Origin of the sequence: Oceanobacillus sojae (genome assembly GCF_007991515.1) — a bacterium.
GTDB lineage: Bacteria > Bacillota > Bacilli > Bacillales > Amphibacillaceae > Oceanobacillus > Oceanobacillus sojae.
Map to the genome: position 1 here is coordinate 1 of NZ_BJYM01000034.1, position 15,481 is coordinate 15,481.

General features: G+C 38.1%; 16 protein-coding genes. 5 read left to right on the plus strand and 11 right to left on the minus strand.

The genetic code is table 11. The features are described 5' to 3' along the window. Positions 1-156: 156 nt before the first annotated feature. The gene (locus OSO01_RS22865; protein WP_147212764.1) at positions 157-933 is read left to right on the plus strand and encodes an SDR family oxidoreductase; all 777 of its coding nucleotides are present in this window, start codon (positions 157-159) and stop codon (positions 931-933) included. A 60-nt stretch (positions 934-993) separates the two neighbouring features. On the opposite strand, the gene OSO01_RS22870 is transcribed toward OSO01_RS22865, so the two are convergent. Further along, the gene (locus OSO01_RS22870; protein ID WP_147212765.1) at positions 994-2,088 is read right to left on the minus strand and encodes an alcohol dehydrogenase catalytic domain-containing protein; all 1,095 of its coding nucleotides are present in this window, start codon (positions 2,086-2,088) and stop codon (positions 994-996) included. Positions 2,089-2,341: 253 nt separating this feature from the next. Between OSO01_RS22870 and OSO01_RS22875 the strand changes: the two genes are divergently transcribed. Beyond that, positions 2,342-3,991, plus strand: a complete 1,650-nt coding sequence (locus tag OSO01_RS22875) for a ribulokinase (RefSeq protein ID WP_147212766.1) — start codon at positions 2,342-2,344, stop codon at positions 3,989-3,991. A 62-nt stretch (positions 3,992-4,053) separates the two neighbouring features. Here the strand turns inward: OSO01_RS22875 and OSO01_RS22880 are convergent, their stop codons facing one another. Then, the gene (locus OSO01_RS22880; protein ID WP_147212767.1) at positions 4,054-4,821 is read right to left on the minus strand and encodes an SDR family oxidoreductase; all 768 of its coding nucleotides are present in this window, start codon (positions 4,819-4,821) and stop codon (positions 4,054-4,056) included. Between the two features lie 384 nt (positions 4,822-5,205). Between OSO01_RS22880 and OSO01_RS22885 the strand changes: the two genes are divergently transcribed. Beyond that, positions 5,206-5,985, plus strand: coding sequence for a DeoR/GlpR family DNA-binding transcription regulator (locus OSO01_RS22885; RefSeq protein ID WP_147212768.1), 780 nt, complete (start codon positions 5,206-5,208; stop codon positions 5,983-5,985). Between the two features lie 139 nt (positions 5,986-6,124). On the opposite strand, the gene rpiB is transcribed toward OSO01_RS22885, so the two are convergent. From rpiB to OSO01_RS22930, 9 genes are all read right to left on the minus strand, one after another. Continuing rightward, positions 6,125-6,607: a ribose 5-phosphate isomerase B gene (rpiB, locus tag OSO01_RS22890; RefSeq protein WP_147212769.1), complete on the minus strand. Its 483-nt coding sequence runs from the start codon at positions 6,605-6,607 to the stop codon at positions 6,125-6,127. A gap of 186 nt (positions 6,608-6,793) precedes the next feature. Continuing rightward, on the minus strand, positions 6,794-8,287 hold the full coding sequence (glpK, locus tag OSO01_RS22895; RefSeq protein WP_147212770.1) for a glycerol kinase GlpK: 1,494 nt from the start codon (positions 8,285-8,287) through the stop codon (positions 6,794-6,796). Positions 8,288-8,336: 49 nt separating this feature from the next. After that, the gene (gene tpiA / locus OSO01_RS22900; RefSeq protein WP_198048785.1) at positions 8,337-9,116 is read right to left on the minus strand and encodes a triose-phosphate isomerase; all 780 of its coding nucleotides are present in this window, start codon (positions 9,114-9,116) and stop codon (positions 8,337-8,339) included. Further along, on the minus strand, positions 9,113-9,766 hold the full coding sequence (dhaL, locus tag OSO01_RS22905) for a dihydroxyacetone kinase subunit DhaL (RefSeq protein ID WP_147212771.1): 654 nt from the start codon (positions 9,764-9,766) through the stop codon (positions 9,113-9,115). The genes tpiA and dhaL overlap by 4 nt, the downstream gene beginning before the upstream one ends. A gap of 52 nt (positions 9,767-9,818) precedes the next feature. Next, positions 9,819-10,811 carry a dihydroxyacetone kinase subunit DhaK gene (locus OSO01_RS22910; protein ID WP_147212772.1) on the minus strand — a complete coding sequence of 331 codons (993 nt, stop codon included), beginning with the start codon at positions 10,809-10,811 and terminating at the stop codon, positions 9,819-9,821. Between the two features lie 94 nt (positions 10,812-10,905). Next, complete coding sequence (dhaM, locus tag OSO01_RS22915; protein WP_147212773.1) at positions 10,906-11,301, minus strand: dihydroxyacetone kinase phosphoryl donor subunit DhaM; 396 nt, start codon at positions 11,299-11,301, stop codon at positions 10,906-10,908. A gap of 503 nt (positions 11,302-11,804) precedes the next feature. Continuing rightward, positions 11,805-12,035, minus strand: coding sequence for an HPr family phosphocarrier protein (locus tag OSO01_RS22920; protein ID WP_147212774.1), 231 nt, complete (start codon positions 12,033-12,035; stop codon positions 11,805-11,807). A gap of 207 nt (positions 12,036-12,242) precedes the next feature. Further along, complete coding sequence (locus OSO01_RS22925) at positions 12,243-12,473, minus strand: HPr family phosphocarrier protein (protein ID WP_147212775.1); 231 nt, start codon at positions 12,471-12,473, stop codon at positions 12,243-12,245. Between the two features lie 52 nt (positions 12,474-12,525). Next, the gene (locus tag OSO01_RS22930) at positions 12,526-14,046 is read right to left on the minus strand and encodes an FGGY-family carbohydrate kinase (RefSeq protein WP_147212776.1); all 1,521 of its coding nucleotides are present in this window, start codon (positions 14,044-14,046) and stop codon (positions 12,526-12,528) included. Between the two features lie 371 nt (positions 14,047-14,417). Here OSO01_RS22930 and OSO01_RS22935 point away from each other — a divergent pair, with 371 nt between their 5' ends. Both OSO01_RS22935 and OSO01_RS22940 read left to right on the plus strand, forming a co-directional pair. Next, positions 14,418-14,972: a glycerol-3-phosphate responsive antiterminator gene (locus tag OSO01_RS22935; RefSeq protein ID WP_147212777.1), complete on the plus strand. Its 555-nt coding sequence runs from the start codon at positions 14,418-14,420 to the stop codon at positions 14,970-14,972. A gap of 12 nt (positions 14,973-14,984) precedes the next feature. After that, on the plus strand, positions 14,985-15,380 hold the full coding sequence (locus OSO01_RS22940; protein WP_147212778.1) for a VOC family protein: 396 nt from the start codon (positions 14,985-14,987) through the stop codon (positions 15,378-15,380). Positions 15,381-15,481 lie beyond the last annotated feature (101 nt).

Sequence of the window (15,481 nt, forward strand, 5' to 3'; positions counted from 1 at the left end):
ATTAATTTAAAATTCTTTTATAATTTAGAGTAAAAAGTCTCTACCTTTTGAGTGATAATTTAGTCTATTCAAAGTACTTTAATTGGAAATTACCAGTTAAAATGGTAAAATAGAATAGATTAAACAGGACTGACACTTAAAAAGGAGCTGTATTTCATGGGAATTATTGAAAAGTTTCGTTTAGATGGCAAGAAAGCATTTATCACTGGTGGAGCAGGCGGAATTGGGAAAGCGATTTCAAAAGGACTATTAGAAGCAGGTGCTGATGTTGCTATTGTCGATATTAATTTAGAAACTGCCCAGGCAGCAGCTGAAGAGCTTTCTTCTATCGGCCCAAAGGTTATTGCTGTACAAGCTGACGTAACAAATGAAGATGCTGTTAACACAATGATTGAAACTATTGTAAGCGAATTCGGCAGAATCGACATTGCTTTTGCCAATGCAGGCATTACAATGAATATCCCAGCTGAAGAAATGTCTTTTGAAGACTGGAATAAAGTCATTAATCTAAATCTAAACGCTGTTTTCTTAACAAACAGAGCAGCCGGCAGACAGATGATTAAACAAGGCGATGGCGGATCTATTATCAACACAGGCTCTATGTCAGGAAGTATTGTTAATATTCCACAGCCTCAAAGCTCTTACAACGCTTCTAAAGCGGCTGTTATTCACTTATCTAAATCACTGGCAGTAGAGTGGGCGGATCATAATATTCGTGTAAATACAATCAGCCCGGGATATATCGGCACAGATTTACTATATAAAAATGAAAAGCTAAAACCGTTAATTGCTGAATGGGAAGCTGCAACACCACAAAAACGTCTTGGAAAACCAGAAGAGCTGCAGGCAATAGCTCTGTTCCTGGCAAGCGACGTCAGCTCCTATGCAACTGGATCTGACTTTATAGTAGATGGCGGATATACTTTAGTTTAATAAAATAATAATAACAGCCTTCATTCTCAGATTGAATGAAGGCTGTTATTATTTCAGCTTCTACCATTTTAATGTAAGATATGTTTTAATCCAGCCGCGATAATTTGCATCATGCTCCATCGCTTTTCGCATATCCTCTGGAGATTCTACAATAAAATGCTCTTCCGGAATTAATTTACTTAAAACTTCACGGTAGCCCGGATTTTTAAATGCCTCCATCAGCTGCCTGAATTCCTTCCCTGTACTGCGAGAGCTTCCCTTTACAGTAATTCCTTTTTCAAGAATATCTCTTGTATTAATTGGTACTAAGTCTTCCGTTACCCCCATTAACACAAGATTGCTATCATAATCTAATAAATCGATAGATTGATTAATAGCAGATGAGCTAAATTTGCCGCCGGTACATTCAAATACGGTATTTACTCCTTCGACAGCTTTAAAATCATAGTCATGAACAAGTGCTGTTGTTGCGAAGCTTTCAAATTGAGCAATTTTATCTTCAATTGCGCCGAACACAAGTAAATTCTCCTTCTCGATTCCACAGACAAAATGTAGTGCAGCAGCTGTTAAATAACCTACAGGGCCATCACCAAATACAGCAACTTTTGGAGAATTTGCTGTTGTTAAAGATTTTCCCACTCTATTAATTGCATAAAGCGATACAGAGCATAATTCTGCCAGAATGGCTGTATCGTCCTCTAATTCATCTGGAACAAGTACAAGATTTTCACCGCTGATAACTAAATCACTTTGACCTATTCCGTCGTATCCGCTTCCAAGAAATTCACCATTTAAGCAATAGTTATCATCTCCACCATCACGGCAATTTCGACAGCATTCTTCTTTTGATATATTATTTAAAACAAAACCTGGAATGCTTGGTACGATAACAACACGATCCCCCTCCTTAAAAGAAGGATGTTTTGAATTAGTCACCGTTCCAATACCTTCATGAAATAAAGCCATTGGCAGTTTAGCCTCTAACGCTTCTTTCCTGCGGTTACCAGTATAATAACGAAGATCCGCATGACAAACGCTTACAATATGTGGACGAACAACAACATCATTACCACTTACCGTGCGTTCCACCTCTACTGCTTCAAAAGTTCCTGGAGCTGTTAAACGGTAGACATTCGAAATAACATTTAGTGACATGTAGCATACCTCATTCCTTTATTTTGGTTTTTTAAATAAAATCGAAATTCCCAGTTTTGTACATTTCATATAAAAGCCTGATAGGCATTTTATTATGGATAAAATCTTTCTATCTTAATAGTAAATCGATTATGGAGACACGTCAATTTTTTCTTTTTTATTTTCTCTCATTTACATTCATTTACTAGCAAATTTCACACTATTAAAGTATAATCAAATTAGAGAACGCTTACAAAAAGGGAGGATTTTTTAAATGACCTATTCCATTGGTGTCGATTTTGGAACCGGCTCCGGCAGAGTAATGATTGTTGATACAAACAGCGGGGAAATTGCAGCTATGAGTGTTATAGATTACCGTTCCGGAACGATAGAAGAAAACTTAAACGGGAACCCTGTCCCATCCTCATTCTCATTACAAGATGCAACTGACTATATCGATGTTCTTAAACGCGGAGTACCCGCAGCTTTAAAAGAAGCAAATATAAATCCTGATGAAATTGTTGGTTTAGGAATTGACTTTACAGCCTCCACTGTCGTATTTGCAGATAAAAATTTAACACCTTTAAATGAAAAAGAAGAAAATAAAAATAATCCCCATGCTTATACAAAGCTATGGAAACATCACGGTGCGGAAGAGGAAGCAAAATACATCTTTAATACCGCCGTAAAGGATAAAGACCGCTGGCTTGGTTATTATGGTTTTAATGTCAGCAGTGAGTGGCTGATTCCAAAGCTGCTGGAAGTAAAAAATCATGCTCCAGACATGCTTGAGCAGACCGCTTATGTGATGGAAGCCGGGGATTGGGTTATTTCCAACCTTATCGATGAGAATGTCCGCAGTAATTGCGGCCGGGGATTTAAGACATTTTGGAATGAAGAAGAAGGCTTCTATTATGATTTTTATGAAAAACTGGATCCTGAATTACCAGCGATCGTCCGAGAAAAATTAGAAGGACGCCTTGTAAAAATTGGTGAGCAGGCTGGGGTACTTACCGATGAATTCAGTAAGATGCTGGGCCTTCCAGAAAAACTTCCTGTAGCACCAGCTATCATTGATGCGCATTCCGGGTTATTAGGCATCGGCTCCAAAAAGAAAAATCAATTAACACTCGTTATGGGAACAAGCACATGTCATATTATGCTCCATGAGAAGCATGTAAAAATCCCTGGAATATCCGGCAGTGTAAAAGACTCTATTATCCCTGGTTTATATGCTTATGAAGCAGGTCAGTCAGCTGTTGGTGATTTATTTGGATACGCGGTAAAGCAGGCTCCTAAAGAGTACACTGATGAAGCCGAAGAACGCGGTATCAGTATCTATGAATTGCTAGAAGAAAAGGCAAGTAAAAAAGAAGTTGGAGAATCTGGTCTTCTTGCATTAGATTGGCATAATGGAAACCGTTCTGTACTCAGTGACAGTAATTTAAGCGGGCTTTTAATCGGACTGACACTTCATACAAAAGCGGAAGATATCTACCGCGCTTATATGGAGGCAACGGCCTTTGGAACAAAAATTATTATGGCATCCTATGAGGACTGGGGCATGGAGGTTGACGACGTTTTCGCATCAGGCGGTCTCCCTCAAAAATCTGATCTGCTCATGCAAATCTATGCAGATGTGCTAAACCGCCCAATCACAGTTTCAGCAAGTGATTACGCATCTGGCGTTGGTGCAGCTATTCTAGGGGCTGTTGCAGGGGACGCTCATAAGGATATGGATACAACCATTTCAAAAATGAAGCAGCCATTCCTGAAAACAGTAGAGCCCATCCCTGAAAATGTAGAAAAATATCAAGAGCTTTTTAAAATTTATAACAAGCTTCATGATGAATTTGGATTTAAACATTTATTCCATGTCATGAAAGATTTAAAAGAAATACAGGAAAAGCAGGAAACTGTATAAACAAAAGCAACAGCTCCGTTACTGTAACGAAGCTGTTGCTTTTGTTTTAGTATATATTTTATTTACTTAATTGTATTTCCACCATCAATTACAATATTCTCACCTGTGATCAGATTTGCAGCATCACTTGCTAAGAATAATGCGATGCCCGCAACTTCCTCCGGATAACCGAAACGGCCAAGTGGAATTTCACGTTTTGCCTGCTCCCCTACTTCACCAGCCCAGGCTTTCTTACCCAGTTCTGTTAAAATAACTGTTGGAGAAATAGCGTTTACAGTAATATTAAATTGTGCCCACTCATAAGCTAATACCTTCGTTACACTAACAACCCCGGCTTTACTTGCACAATATGCTACGTGGTTATCGAGTGCAATAATTGCTGCCTGAGAAGCCATGTTAATAATCTTTCCGCCATGTCCCTGTGCAATCATCTGCTTACCAACAAGCTGTGACATTTTAAATGTACCTGTTAAGTTTAAATCAATTGTTTTTTGCCAATAGTCATCAGAAATGTTCTCTGCATCATCCAGTAAAGCTACACCTGCACAGTTTACCAGGATATCTACTTTTCCAAAATGTTCTACGGTTTGATCAATTGCTCCCTGAATGCTTTCACCGTCTGTAATGTCTACTCTTACCCCAATAGCATTCTCTCCGCCAATTTCTTTAGCAGCGTCCGCAACATCTTCTTTTACATCAAAAACCGCTACCTTTGCACCTTTTTCAATATAGAACTCTGCAATTGCCTGTCCAATTCCGCTCGCTCCGCCTGTAATAATAGCTACTTTGTCTGTAATTTTGAAATCCTTGTCATAACCTTGGAAACTCATTAATGAACACTCCCTTTTTAATTTATGACTAAAAACTTTTATAGCTGATAAACCTTGATGTAGCGCTTACAATTTAATTTTATCACTTATCAAAAACTTGTCAAACATTTTCATTTATTATTTTATTTGTTCATTTTGTGATACAATACAATATATAGTTACCGCTAAAAGGAGGATTTACTCAGAGGTTTTTTTACTGATCAGAACTAAGCTGGGACTGGGGCCAGAGCTGCGTTTATTCGTCCCACTTAGAGCGTTTACTTATAGAGTGATTCTGAAAATTAATTTATTCTTCTTTATTTGAGTAGTAAGAATTTGACGAATGGTTATTAAGTGATAAATTAGGAGTTAAGAATAGATAATTTTATACGAGGATGACGGATAATGAAAATGTTTGTGACGGAAAGAAGAAATAAGATAATGGAGCTCCTGCATGATAAGCAGCGGCTGACTGTTAAAGAATTATCAGAGCAAATTGGTGTATCTGAAGCAACCCTGCGTACGGATCTAAACAAAATGGAGAAGGATGGCCTTCTGACGCGTACTCATGGCGGTGCGATGTTAACCCAACAAAACCAGCCCGACTTTGACACAAGTTTTTCTGTGCGTGAAAAGCAAAACCGGAAAGAAAAATCATTAATTGCAAAGGAAGCTTTCCATCTTATTGAGGAAAAGCAATGCATTTTGCTCGATGCCAGTTCAACTGCTCTTGAATTAGCACGGTATCTTAACCAGAAAATGATTCGCTTGACAGTTGTAACAAGCGGAATTCAGACAGCGTTAGAGCTAAAGGACAACCCAAATATTACGGTTATTTTAATTGGTGGTGTAGTGACAAAAGGGTCTTCAACTATTGAAGGTACATTAGGTGTAGAGTTGTTAGACAAGCTTCATATCGATATTCTCTTCACATCTGCCAATGGTTTTTCAGTAGAAAATGGTCTGACTGATTTTAATTTATATGAGGTAGAATTAAAAAAACAGATGGTTAATAGAGCACAGAAAATTGTTGCTGTCATTGATCATTCTAAAATCGGAATTACTTCCAGTGCTCCATTTGCAAGTACAGAACAGGTAGATGTGCTTATTACGAATAATGCAATTGATCCAGATATCGAACAGGTGCTTGCCAAGCATAATATTCAAGTCGTTTCTGCATTATAATTATCAGCATTGATTATAAAGTTGCGGCACATAAAAACAAAATCCGATTCAACGGGAATTTTGTTACAGACAATCCTGAACGATAAAAAAGCACTGTATCAACATTCATACAGTGCTTCTATTATTTACGCAAAAGCCATTAGCAGGAGCCTTTTGCCGCATCTTTAAAGTTTTGATCAAGAAATTGGCTTTCTCTGTCTACAATCTGATCTACTTTACGCTGAGAGCCGCCAGCCCATTCTACATTTAAATATGCCTCAACTACTTTTTTCGCTGATTCCGGCCCAATAACCTGAGCGCCAAGTGTAATGATTTGAGCGTTATTACTTAATTGAGCACGTTCTGCAGAATAAGTGTCATGTGTTGTTGCTGCACGGATTCCTGGGTATTTGTTAGCTGCAATAGCAACGCCAAGACCTGTACCACAAACAAGTACACCACGGTCTACCTTCTTCTCACTGACTGCCTCGGCTACTTCAAAAGCAACTCCCGGGTAGTCAACAGCTTCACTGGAATGAGCTCCAAAATCTACTACTTCATGATCTGTGGATTCTTCAATAAATTTCTTTAACGTTTCTTTTAATCCATATCCGTTGTGATCTCCACCAATACCAATTTTCATTATGAAAGCTCCTCTCATTTATTTTATCTATTTTCATTATATACCTTAGTTTTTCTTTTATCAACTTTTTTTATTGTTTTTAATCAATTCAACAATAAATGAAAGAAACCCTTCCTCTTTCAAATCAGAATCCATTTTACGGACTTTTATTCTACGGAAGGAAAGGTGCTCTCTTTTAACCAACTATTATTTAAATACCCGGGTAGCTTCTACAGCTTTCTGCCATCCTTTATAAAGCTTATCACTCTCTGCCTTATCCATTTCTGCTTCATATGTCTTTTCATTTTGCCATTGTTTTGCGATTTCATCCTTATCCTTCCAATACCCTACAGCCAACCCTGCCAGATAAGCAGATCCTAGTGCTGTTGTTTCCTGTACAACAGGACGTTCCACTGGAACATTCAGAATATCGCTTTGGAATTGCATTAAGAAATCATTCTTTACTGCTCCTCCATCAACACGTAAAGCCTTCAAATCAATTTCAGAGTCAGTAATCATTGCATCCAGCACATCTTTTGTCTGATAAGCAAGAGACTCTAATGTTGCACGGATAAAATGCTCTTTCGAAGTACCGCGTGTTAAGCCGAACACAGCACCGCGTGCATCACTATCCCAATAAGGTGTACCTAGACCGACAAATGCCGGGACCATATAAACACCGTCTGTAGAATCAACTTTTTTAGCAAAATCTTCACTTGCTGGAGCATTTTCAATGATTTTCAGACCATCGCGCAGCCATTGAATTGCAGAACCAGCTACGAAAATACTTCCTTCAAGTGCATATTCTACCTTGCCGTCAATCCCCCAAGCAAGTGTTGTTAAAAGACCGTTTTTAGATGCAACACCTTTTTCACCTGTATTCATTAACATGAAACAGCCTGTACCATACGTGTTCTTCGCCATCCCTCTTTCAAAGCATGCCTGACCAAACAATGCAGCCTGCTGGTCTCCTGCGATTCCTGCAATCGGAACTTCCTGTCCATAGAAATGATAATCCACTGTATTAGCATAAACTTCAGAGGATTGCCTTACCTCTGGGAGCATACTTTTCGGTACGCCTAAAATATCTAATAGCTCATCATCCCATTTCAAATCATAGATATTGAACATGAGTGTGCGGGATGCATTGGAGTAATCGGTAATATGAGATTTTCCACCTGATAGTTTATAAACTAACCATGTATCGATTGTGCCGAATAACAAGTCGCCCTTGTCCGCTTTTTCTCTGGCGCCTTCTACATTATCAAGAATCCATTTTACTTTTGTTCCGGAGAAATAAGGATCCAGTAACAGCCCTGTTTTTTCTCTGAATAAATCATTATGGCCTGCTTCTCTAAGCTCTTTACAAATGCCTTCTGTTTGCCGTGATTGCCAGACAATCGCTTTATAAACCGGTCTGCCTGTATTTTTATCCCAAACTACTGCTGTTTCCCTTTGATTGGTGATACCAATACCTGCAACCTGATCGGGATCTATATCCGATTTTCGTAAAACCTCAGCAATACAGGCTAGTACAGATGTCCAGATTTCATTCGCATCGTGTTCTACCCAGCCTGGGTGCGGGAAGAATTGTTCGAATTCCTTTTGAGCAACCTCAACAATGGAGCCGTCATGATCAAATAAAATAGCGCGTGAACTTGTAGTGCCCTGGTCAATGGATAGAATATATTTCTTACTCATTAATTACCATCTCCTTTTATATGTTCTTCATATAAAATATATGAAGTAATTAACCCTTCAATTTCACTTGCTTCACAGTATCAAGAATTTGTTTATAGTTGGCCGGATCATGTCCGAACCGTCCAATAAATACTCCATCCACATCATCATGAGAAGTAATCTCATAAACATTATCCTTGCTTACTGATCCGCCATAGATAATGCGGACAGATTCTGCTAATTCTGTGCTGTATGATTCTTTAACAATCTCCCGGATTAATTCATGGGTCTGATGTACATATGCTGCATCAGCTGCTTCTGCCTTCCCGATTGCCCACACCGGCTCATAGGCTAAAATAACCTTTTCAATAAGGGCTTCATTCACTTCACCAAAAGAAGCAAGAATTTGTTTCTTTAGTTCTTGTTTCCGCTCTGCCCTGTTATCCAGACGCACTCCTTCCCCAATACATAATACCGGAGTCATCCCTTTTTCCAGGGTGAGTTTTGTTTTTAAATGAATCATATCAAGTGTTTCATGAAAAATACGCTGTCTCTCTGCATGTCCAATTTCAACATGCGTCCCGCCCAAATCGATAATGGACTCAATAGAAACCTCTCCTGTATAAGCTCCATTTTCATAAGGGGAAATATTTTGTGCTCCAAAAGCAATTTCAGATCCTTTTAACGCTTGTGCCACAGGATATATAACTCCCAGGGACGGAAAGACGAATTTTTCTACATCTTTTTCGTTTGTGGTAACCTCGGCAAGAGCCTTCACCAATTCCGTTGCCTTATCGACCGTATTGACATATGTTTTATAGCTGATTCCAACGACTGGCTTCCTCATCATGCAGAAGCCGCCTCTTTCAAACGTTTTAAGAACACTTCCATCATCATCCAGGCGGATTCCGCCCCTGGATCTTTATGACCGATAGCACGCTCGCCTAAACGCATAGCGCGGCCTTTTTTAGCAATAAGGGGTATCGTTGATTCAGCGCCTTCTTTCATCGCTTCTACAAAAGCAGTAAATTTCTCAACAGGATCCTCTGGAGAATCTTGCTTCAGCACCTCAGCTCCAGGAAGAAAAGCATCAATCATTGTTTTATCACCAAGTTCAGCTTTCCCTCTAAGCTGAATAGATTCGATACCATTTAAAAGCATGCCGCAAAATTCATCGAAGGTAACTTCATTTTTACCGGTAACATCCTTGCCAGCCTTCATGAAAAAGCTGCCGTAAAGCGGACCAGAAGAACCCCCGACTTTACCGAGAAGAAGCATACCTACCTTTTTAAAGATGGTTGAGATGTCTGCTGCATTCTCATTAATCGTGTCTAACTGCTTTGCTACTTCCCGAAAACCGATTGTTAAATTAATACCATGATCGCCATCTCCAATTGCAGAATCCAACTGCTGCAAATGCTCTGACTCTTTGTCTACAAACGGGAGCATATCACGAAAAACATTTATAAAATATTCTCTATCTAATACAAGTGTTGACATAGAATTTCCCTCCATCATATTCTCAAATTGAAGAATATATGCTAATTATTGCTTAGAATTTGATGTTTGGAATATCCGTTGGATAGTCCAATAATTCTTTTAATTCATCATCTAATTTTACCAGTGTGATAGACATCCCTACCATGTCCATGGATGTTGCGTAGTTCCCTACGAGGTTTTTATAAACTTTAATGCCTTTTTCACTTAATACTTGCTCTACACGGCGATATACGATATATTGATCCATTAACGGCAATCCGCCAAGTCCGTTAACAAGCACATAAGTTTCATCGCCGCTGTCTAAGCTGTGGTCTTCTAAAATATATCCTAAAAGTTCATCAACCACTTCGTCAGCAGGACGAATCTTATCTCTTCTTACTCCAGGCTCACCATGGATACCCATACCGATTTCCATATCTCCTTCTTCCATTTCAAAGATATTTTTACCAGTAGCAGGTAATGTACAAGAGGATAATGCAACCCCCATTGATCTGGTAGCAGCATTTGCCTTTTCAGCTGCAGCCTTTACCTCTGGAAGTTCTAATCCTTTTGCAGCCGCGGCAGCTGCAGCTTTAAATACAAAGATATCGCCGGCAACACCACGGCGGTCTTCTATATTTTCAGAAGAATATACATCATCCGTTATTGTTACTGTTTCTACCTGAATGCCTTCATCAGCAGCCATTTCAGCACCCATATCAAAATTCATCACGTCACCGGCATAGTTACCGTACATGTAAAGGCAGCCTTTTCCAGTATCTACTGCTTTTACAGCATTGTAGCAAGGCTCTGGAGAGGGAGAAGTATTTACGTTACCGACTACAGAAGCGTCTGCAAAGTTTTCACCTACATAGTTAATGAACAATGGCTCGTGTCCTGATCCACCGCCAATGATAATTCCTACTTTGCTTTTATCACCGCGTTTCTTGCTGACAACAACACGTTTATCATGTTCTAATAGCTCTACATAATCACTATTTGCTTTAGTAAACCCTTCCAGCAGCTCCTCAACAACCTCATAACCATCATTGACTAAACGTTTCATTTTATTTTCCTCCAATTCCTAGATATATATTTTTATAACCTATTTCAAAACGAATTGAAAACCCTTTCAGTATGGCGTATAAGAAGGCAAGCTGTTACAGCTTGGACACTTCTTCAATAATTGCGTCAATATCATTTGTAATGGTTGATTGTACAGAAGCAACAAACGCGCCTTCTACAATTGGTCCTTCTACAATTTTACATTTTGCCTGTAAATCTTCATCTAATAAATCAATTGCAGTCTCTGCGCTTAACAACGCACTTCCCATATCATAGAAAACCAAGATGTTTTCACAATCCTGAAGCTCCTCAATTTTACTCATGATGATTGTAGCGCTGGTTCCCAGACGACCATCATCTGTACCTCCGGCCGAGTGAACGTTTACATTATCACCATTCATCTCGAGGATAAGATCCTTCAATCCTTCTGTTACCTTTTGACTGTGTGATACCAAAACAATACCTACGGATGATTGAGCGTTATTTGCCATCGTTTATTTCTCCTTTATCAAAGTGATAAACTTATACTTAACATTTACAGCTATTCAAAATACCCGGCAAAAAGTCTTTTGTTTATCCAAGTTTTTTGAACATATATTTATAGTAATATCATATCACTTTTTTTCGAAATCTGCATATTTTTTTATTTGTTTTTATTTCAATTCGATTTACTAAGAATATCTTTGCATTTACTGCATTATTGCAGCTAAGAAAATTCGAAAAGTAAAATGTCTTTACAGATTGAGAATGTTCCATCCCAGAATTAGTGCCAAGACTGGCGCTGTGCGGTTACTCGCTCCACCGAAAATATTTGTCACAATATCTGCACCGTAATGTCATGTACACCAAAAACATAGAGATTGCGCCCCGTCCTTTGAGAGAGGATCGACATTAGCCGAATAATAATGCAAGTCTTCTTTGCAGGGTGACGCATCTCTTTATTTTATTCTGATAACTGCTGATGAACATCCTTATTCATTGCTTTGCTTTATATCTATTCACTGAGATAAGGTGCAATATCTGCTAATAAATCATCACAGCTGTCTGCATGGATTCTTAACTTTAGTGGCTTCGTCAAGTCCAGGCTAAATATACCCATGATTGATTTAGCACTCAATACATACGTATCTGAAATAATATCTACCTTATAATCATAACGTGATACAATTTCTACAAAATCCTTTACATCATTAATCTTTTCTAAGCTGACATAACGCTCAACCATCAAATTCCTCCTTTATACCTCCTGTTGCCTCCTTTATCATAGCTTACAGGAGCAGCTATTATTGTGTCCAAACTATGTATCCTTGCTATCATACTTGGACAATAGTTATCTTTATTTTCTCATTCCTCTAGTACTTTGTAAACTTTTCAAAACACCCGATACACAAGTAATATTGATTCTTTTAATAGCTGCTATTATTTCATTTTATTAATCAACTAAATACGGTTTAATTGCTGCCAATAAATCATCACATTCATCAGCATGTATCTTTAATGTTAAAGGCTGTGTAAGATCCAAACTAAATATTCCCAGTATAGATTTTGCATTCATTACATATCTGCCGGAGATAATATCCACCTGATAATCAAATTTTGTCATCGTCTCTACAAATTCTTTTACATCATTAATCTTCTCCAGCTTTACAGTGCGTTCAACCATTGTCATCCTCCTTTATAAAATGGATATTTTTATATTTTTTCTAATAGTTTACTTAAATTTCGTCGTCACGTTTTTTATCCCAGTATAATTTCATAATTTCAGTTAATGTATACCACTCTTTATAACGCGCTTCATATAAAGGATAGGTTGAAGCATCTGGATTAACAGCAGGAAGAACATTAACTGCATTTGCAAAAGCATCCTCATAGCTTTCGTAAACGCCTGTTGCTACACCCGCAACAATAGCAGCTCCTAATGCGCCGACCTCCTCACAATCTACTACTTCAATAGGCAGCTCAAGTACATTAGCAAATATCCTAGCCCATACTTTACTGCGTGCAATACCTCCAGTTAATCGTAATTTATCTGCTTTAATACCTGCATTGCGTAAAATATCGATATGGTACTTATGCACGAAGGACACTCCTTCTGCTACTGCATAAGCAAATTCAGCATACGTCGTGTTCTGATCAACATTAAAGAAGTTTGCTTTTGCTTCTGTATGCAGACTTGGCTGCGCCACGAATGGGTGATAGATAACTTTTGCTCTTTCGATGGGAACAAGATCGATCAGCTCATCAAGCACCTCATAATAAGAAATACCTCTTTCCTGTGCTTCTAATTTTGCATTCCCGCCAAGAATTCTGGTAAACCACTCATAATTTGCACCTGATGCACCTGACCAGGAACCGACCAGGTATTCTTCACTATTTAAGTAAGGCATGATTGCTGAAGCCCCCTCTACCATTTTGTCGGTATGTGCCAGGTTAATGGACCATGTTCCTGCTACAGCAGTAAATGTCCCCTCATCCGTAGCACCAGCTCCGACAAGAGAAGCAAATACATCCATCATACCAGCAGCAACAGGGGTACCGGCTAACAAACCCGTTTTTGCTGCTGCTTCATCGGTTACTTCTCCAATAATTTCTTCCGGCTTCTTTGCTAACCTTGGTAATACTTCGTACATTTCAGGAACACCAAAAATATCCATCAACTCTTTAGAGTAATCTAGTGTTTCCATATTTAATAAATTGGATCCCCCGAAGTTATTAGCATCTGCAGCAAATTGATTGGTCAGTTTATAAACAAGATAGTCTTTAAACATAAGGATAGTCCCTATTTTACTATAAACATGTGGTTCATTATCTTTAAACCATCTTAATAATGGACCAGGCTGTCCAGCAAATAAAGAGGCCTTTGTAATTTTATTAACCTGAGCTGCTTTGCCTTCTGCTATCATCTGTTCAACAATGTCCGTTGCACGGTAATCCTGTGAGAAAGCGCCCGGTGCTATCGTACTTCCATCTTTATCTAGAACTACTAGACCATTTCCAAAAGATGTAATCCCGACACCTTTAATCTCAGCAGGATTTATGTTGGCCTGTTTAATTGTTTCTCTAATACTTTCATAAGTAGAATCACCTAAAGCATCTACATCAAACTCTTCAAAGCCTTTCCCCCGTGGTCGTAAACGCATACTGCTCGTTGCATATGAAGCAATAACCTTCCCCTTTGTATCAAAAAGATTTGTCTTAATAGATGTATTTCCCGCATCAATACCAATTAAATACATTCTTTTTCTCCCCCTTTTGAAAACCCTTACAATTTAAAAATAAAAAAGCTAAAGACCCCACTATAATACCGCCTGACAAGATGTGGGTCTTTAGCTGAATTCATCTCACTATTCAACTTCAATATATTTTGTTGTAAAAGAAAGTGCTTACACTTTATTTAAATTTATATTACATGAGACATAATCTATCTGTCAAGATATACGCCATTAAATTTGTCAGAAAACAAAAATTATTATCAGATGTAAATTTCCTCCAACAAAATAATCGTATATTTCGATATAAATTTTTATTTCATTTAAATTTTTGACATTGTCACAGGTATTCTATAACATTATAGTACTGAAGCAGGATTGGAGTTGGATAAACTTTTATGAGCACTTATCAATCATTAGAAGTTATACCTTCTGTTAAAGATTTAAAATATCTTTCTGATGCATTAAAAAGCCCACATAAGTATATTGCTCTTACAAATGCACATATTGGTAATTTGAAAAATTTAGTTGATTTATGTCATCAGGCAAATAAAAAAGTAATTGTTAATCTTGAATTGCTTAGTGGATTTAACGCAGATTCTATCGGAATTAAATTATTAAAACAACATTTCAAGGTGGACCTTATCATTGCAAAAGGGACCTCTAAAATAAGTATGGCAAAAACTGCCGGTTTAATGACTATCCAGCGTATCGTTTTGGAGGATTCCATTGCATTGGATGCAGCTCTGAAAATTGTCCAAGAATCAAAAGCTGATATGGTTGAGCTAAGACCGGGCCTTTTTGGTATGAAGTTTTTTCAAGAATTCCATCAAACGCGTGATGTCCCCTATATTTTAAGTGGTTTTATGAGTGAGAAAGAAGACTTTGACAAAGCAGAGAAATTAGGATTCTTTGGAGCTACAACAAGCTGTAAAGATATCTGGAATGAATAGGGGGAAGATTTTTTGACTCATGGTTTAATCCATCATATTGAGCTTTATGTTTCTGATTTGAGTAAATCCACTGCCTTTTGGGGCTGGTTCTTAAGAGAACTCGGATACACGTCTTTCCAAAAATGGGAAGGTGGTCAGAGCTGGAAGCTTGAAGATACTTATCTTGTATTTGTGCAGGCAGAAGAAAGGTTTTTAGACATTCCCTATCATCGATGCCGGACCGGTCTAAATCATTTAGCCTTTCATGCAAGCTCGCGGGAATTTGTAGATGAAATGACGAAAAAGCTTCAGCAAAGAGGAGTTACTATTCTATACTCTGACCGCCACCCATTTGCGGGAGGAGAGAATCATTATGCTGTTTATTTTGAGGATCCGGATAGAGTGAAAGTAGAATTGGTTGCACCTTAATATGTTTTAGCTAAGATAAATTTTGAGAAAATCTCATGTATATGTTCATTTATCTGGAATACGGAAATAGAAATTTCTAAATAAAAAAGCAATTCCGGCTC

What these genes read in the sequence shown, in the direction of transcription:
- OSO01_RS22920 (WP_147212774.1), bottom strand. Translation starts at nt 12,035, where the DNA reads ATGGTTGAGCGTTATGTCAGCTTAGAAAAGATTAATGATGTAAAGGAT.
- dhaL (WP_147212771.1), bottom strand. Translation starts at nt 9,766, where the DNA reads ATGTCAACACTTGTATTAGATAGAGAATATTTTATAAATGTTTTTCGT.
- OSO01_RS22930 (WP_147212776.1), bottom strand. Translation starts at nt 14,046, where the DNA reads ATGTATTTAATTGGTATTGATGCGGGAAATACATCTATTAAGACAAAT.
- dhaM (WP_147212773.1), bottom strand. Translation starts at nt 11,301, where the DNA reads ATGGCAAATAACGCTCAATCATCCGTAGGTATTGTTTTGGTATCACAC.
- OSO01_RS22870 (WP_147212765.1), bottom strand. Translation starts at nt 2,088, where the DNA reads ATGTCACTAAATGTTATTTCGAATGTCTACCGTTTAACAGCTCCAGGA.
- OSO01_RS22935 (WP_147212777.1), top strand. Translation starts at nt 14,418, where the DNA reads ATGAGCACTTATCAATCATTAGAAGTTATACCTTCTGTTAAAGATTTA.
- OSO01_RS22865 (WP_147212764.1), top strand. Translation starts at nt 157, where the DNA reads ATGGGAATTATTGAAAAGTTTCGTTTAGATGGCAAGAAAGCATTTATC.
- glpK (WP_147212770.1), bottom strand. Translation starts at nt 8,287, where the DNA reads ATGAGTAAGAAATATATTCTATCCATTGACCAGGGCACTACAAGTTCA.
- OSO01_RS22880 (WP_147212767.1), bottom strand. Translation starts at nt 4,821, where the DNA reads ATGAGTTTCCAAGGTTATGACAAGGATTTCAAAATTACAGACAAAGTA.
- OSO01_RS22925 (WP_147212775.1), bottom strand. Translation starts at nt 12,473, where the DNA reads ATGGTTGAACGCACTGTAAAGCTGGAGAAGATTAATGATGTAAAAGAA.
- OSO01_RS22910 (WP_147212772.1), bottom strand. Translation starts at nt 10,811, where the DNA reads ATGAAACGTTTAGTCAATGATGGTTATGAGGTTGTTGAGGAGCTGCTG.
- OSO01_RS22885 (WP_147212768.1), top strand. Translation starts at nt 5,206, where the DNA reads ATGAAAATGTTTGTGACGGAAAGAAGAAATAAGATAATGGAGCTCCTG.
- tpiA (WP_198048785.1), bottom strand. Translation starts at nt 9,116, where the DNA reads ATGATGAGGAAGCCAGTCGTTGGAATCAGCTATAAAACATATGTCAAT.
- rpiB (WP_147212769.1), bottom strand. Translation starts at nt 6,607, where the DNA reads ATGAAAATTGGTATTGGTGGAGATCACAACGGATATGGATTAAAAGAA.
- OSO01_RS22875 (WP_147212766.1), top strand. Translation starts at nt 2,342, where the DNA reads ATGACCTATTCCATTGGTGTCGATTTTGGAACCGGCTCCGGCAGAGTA.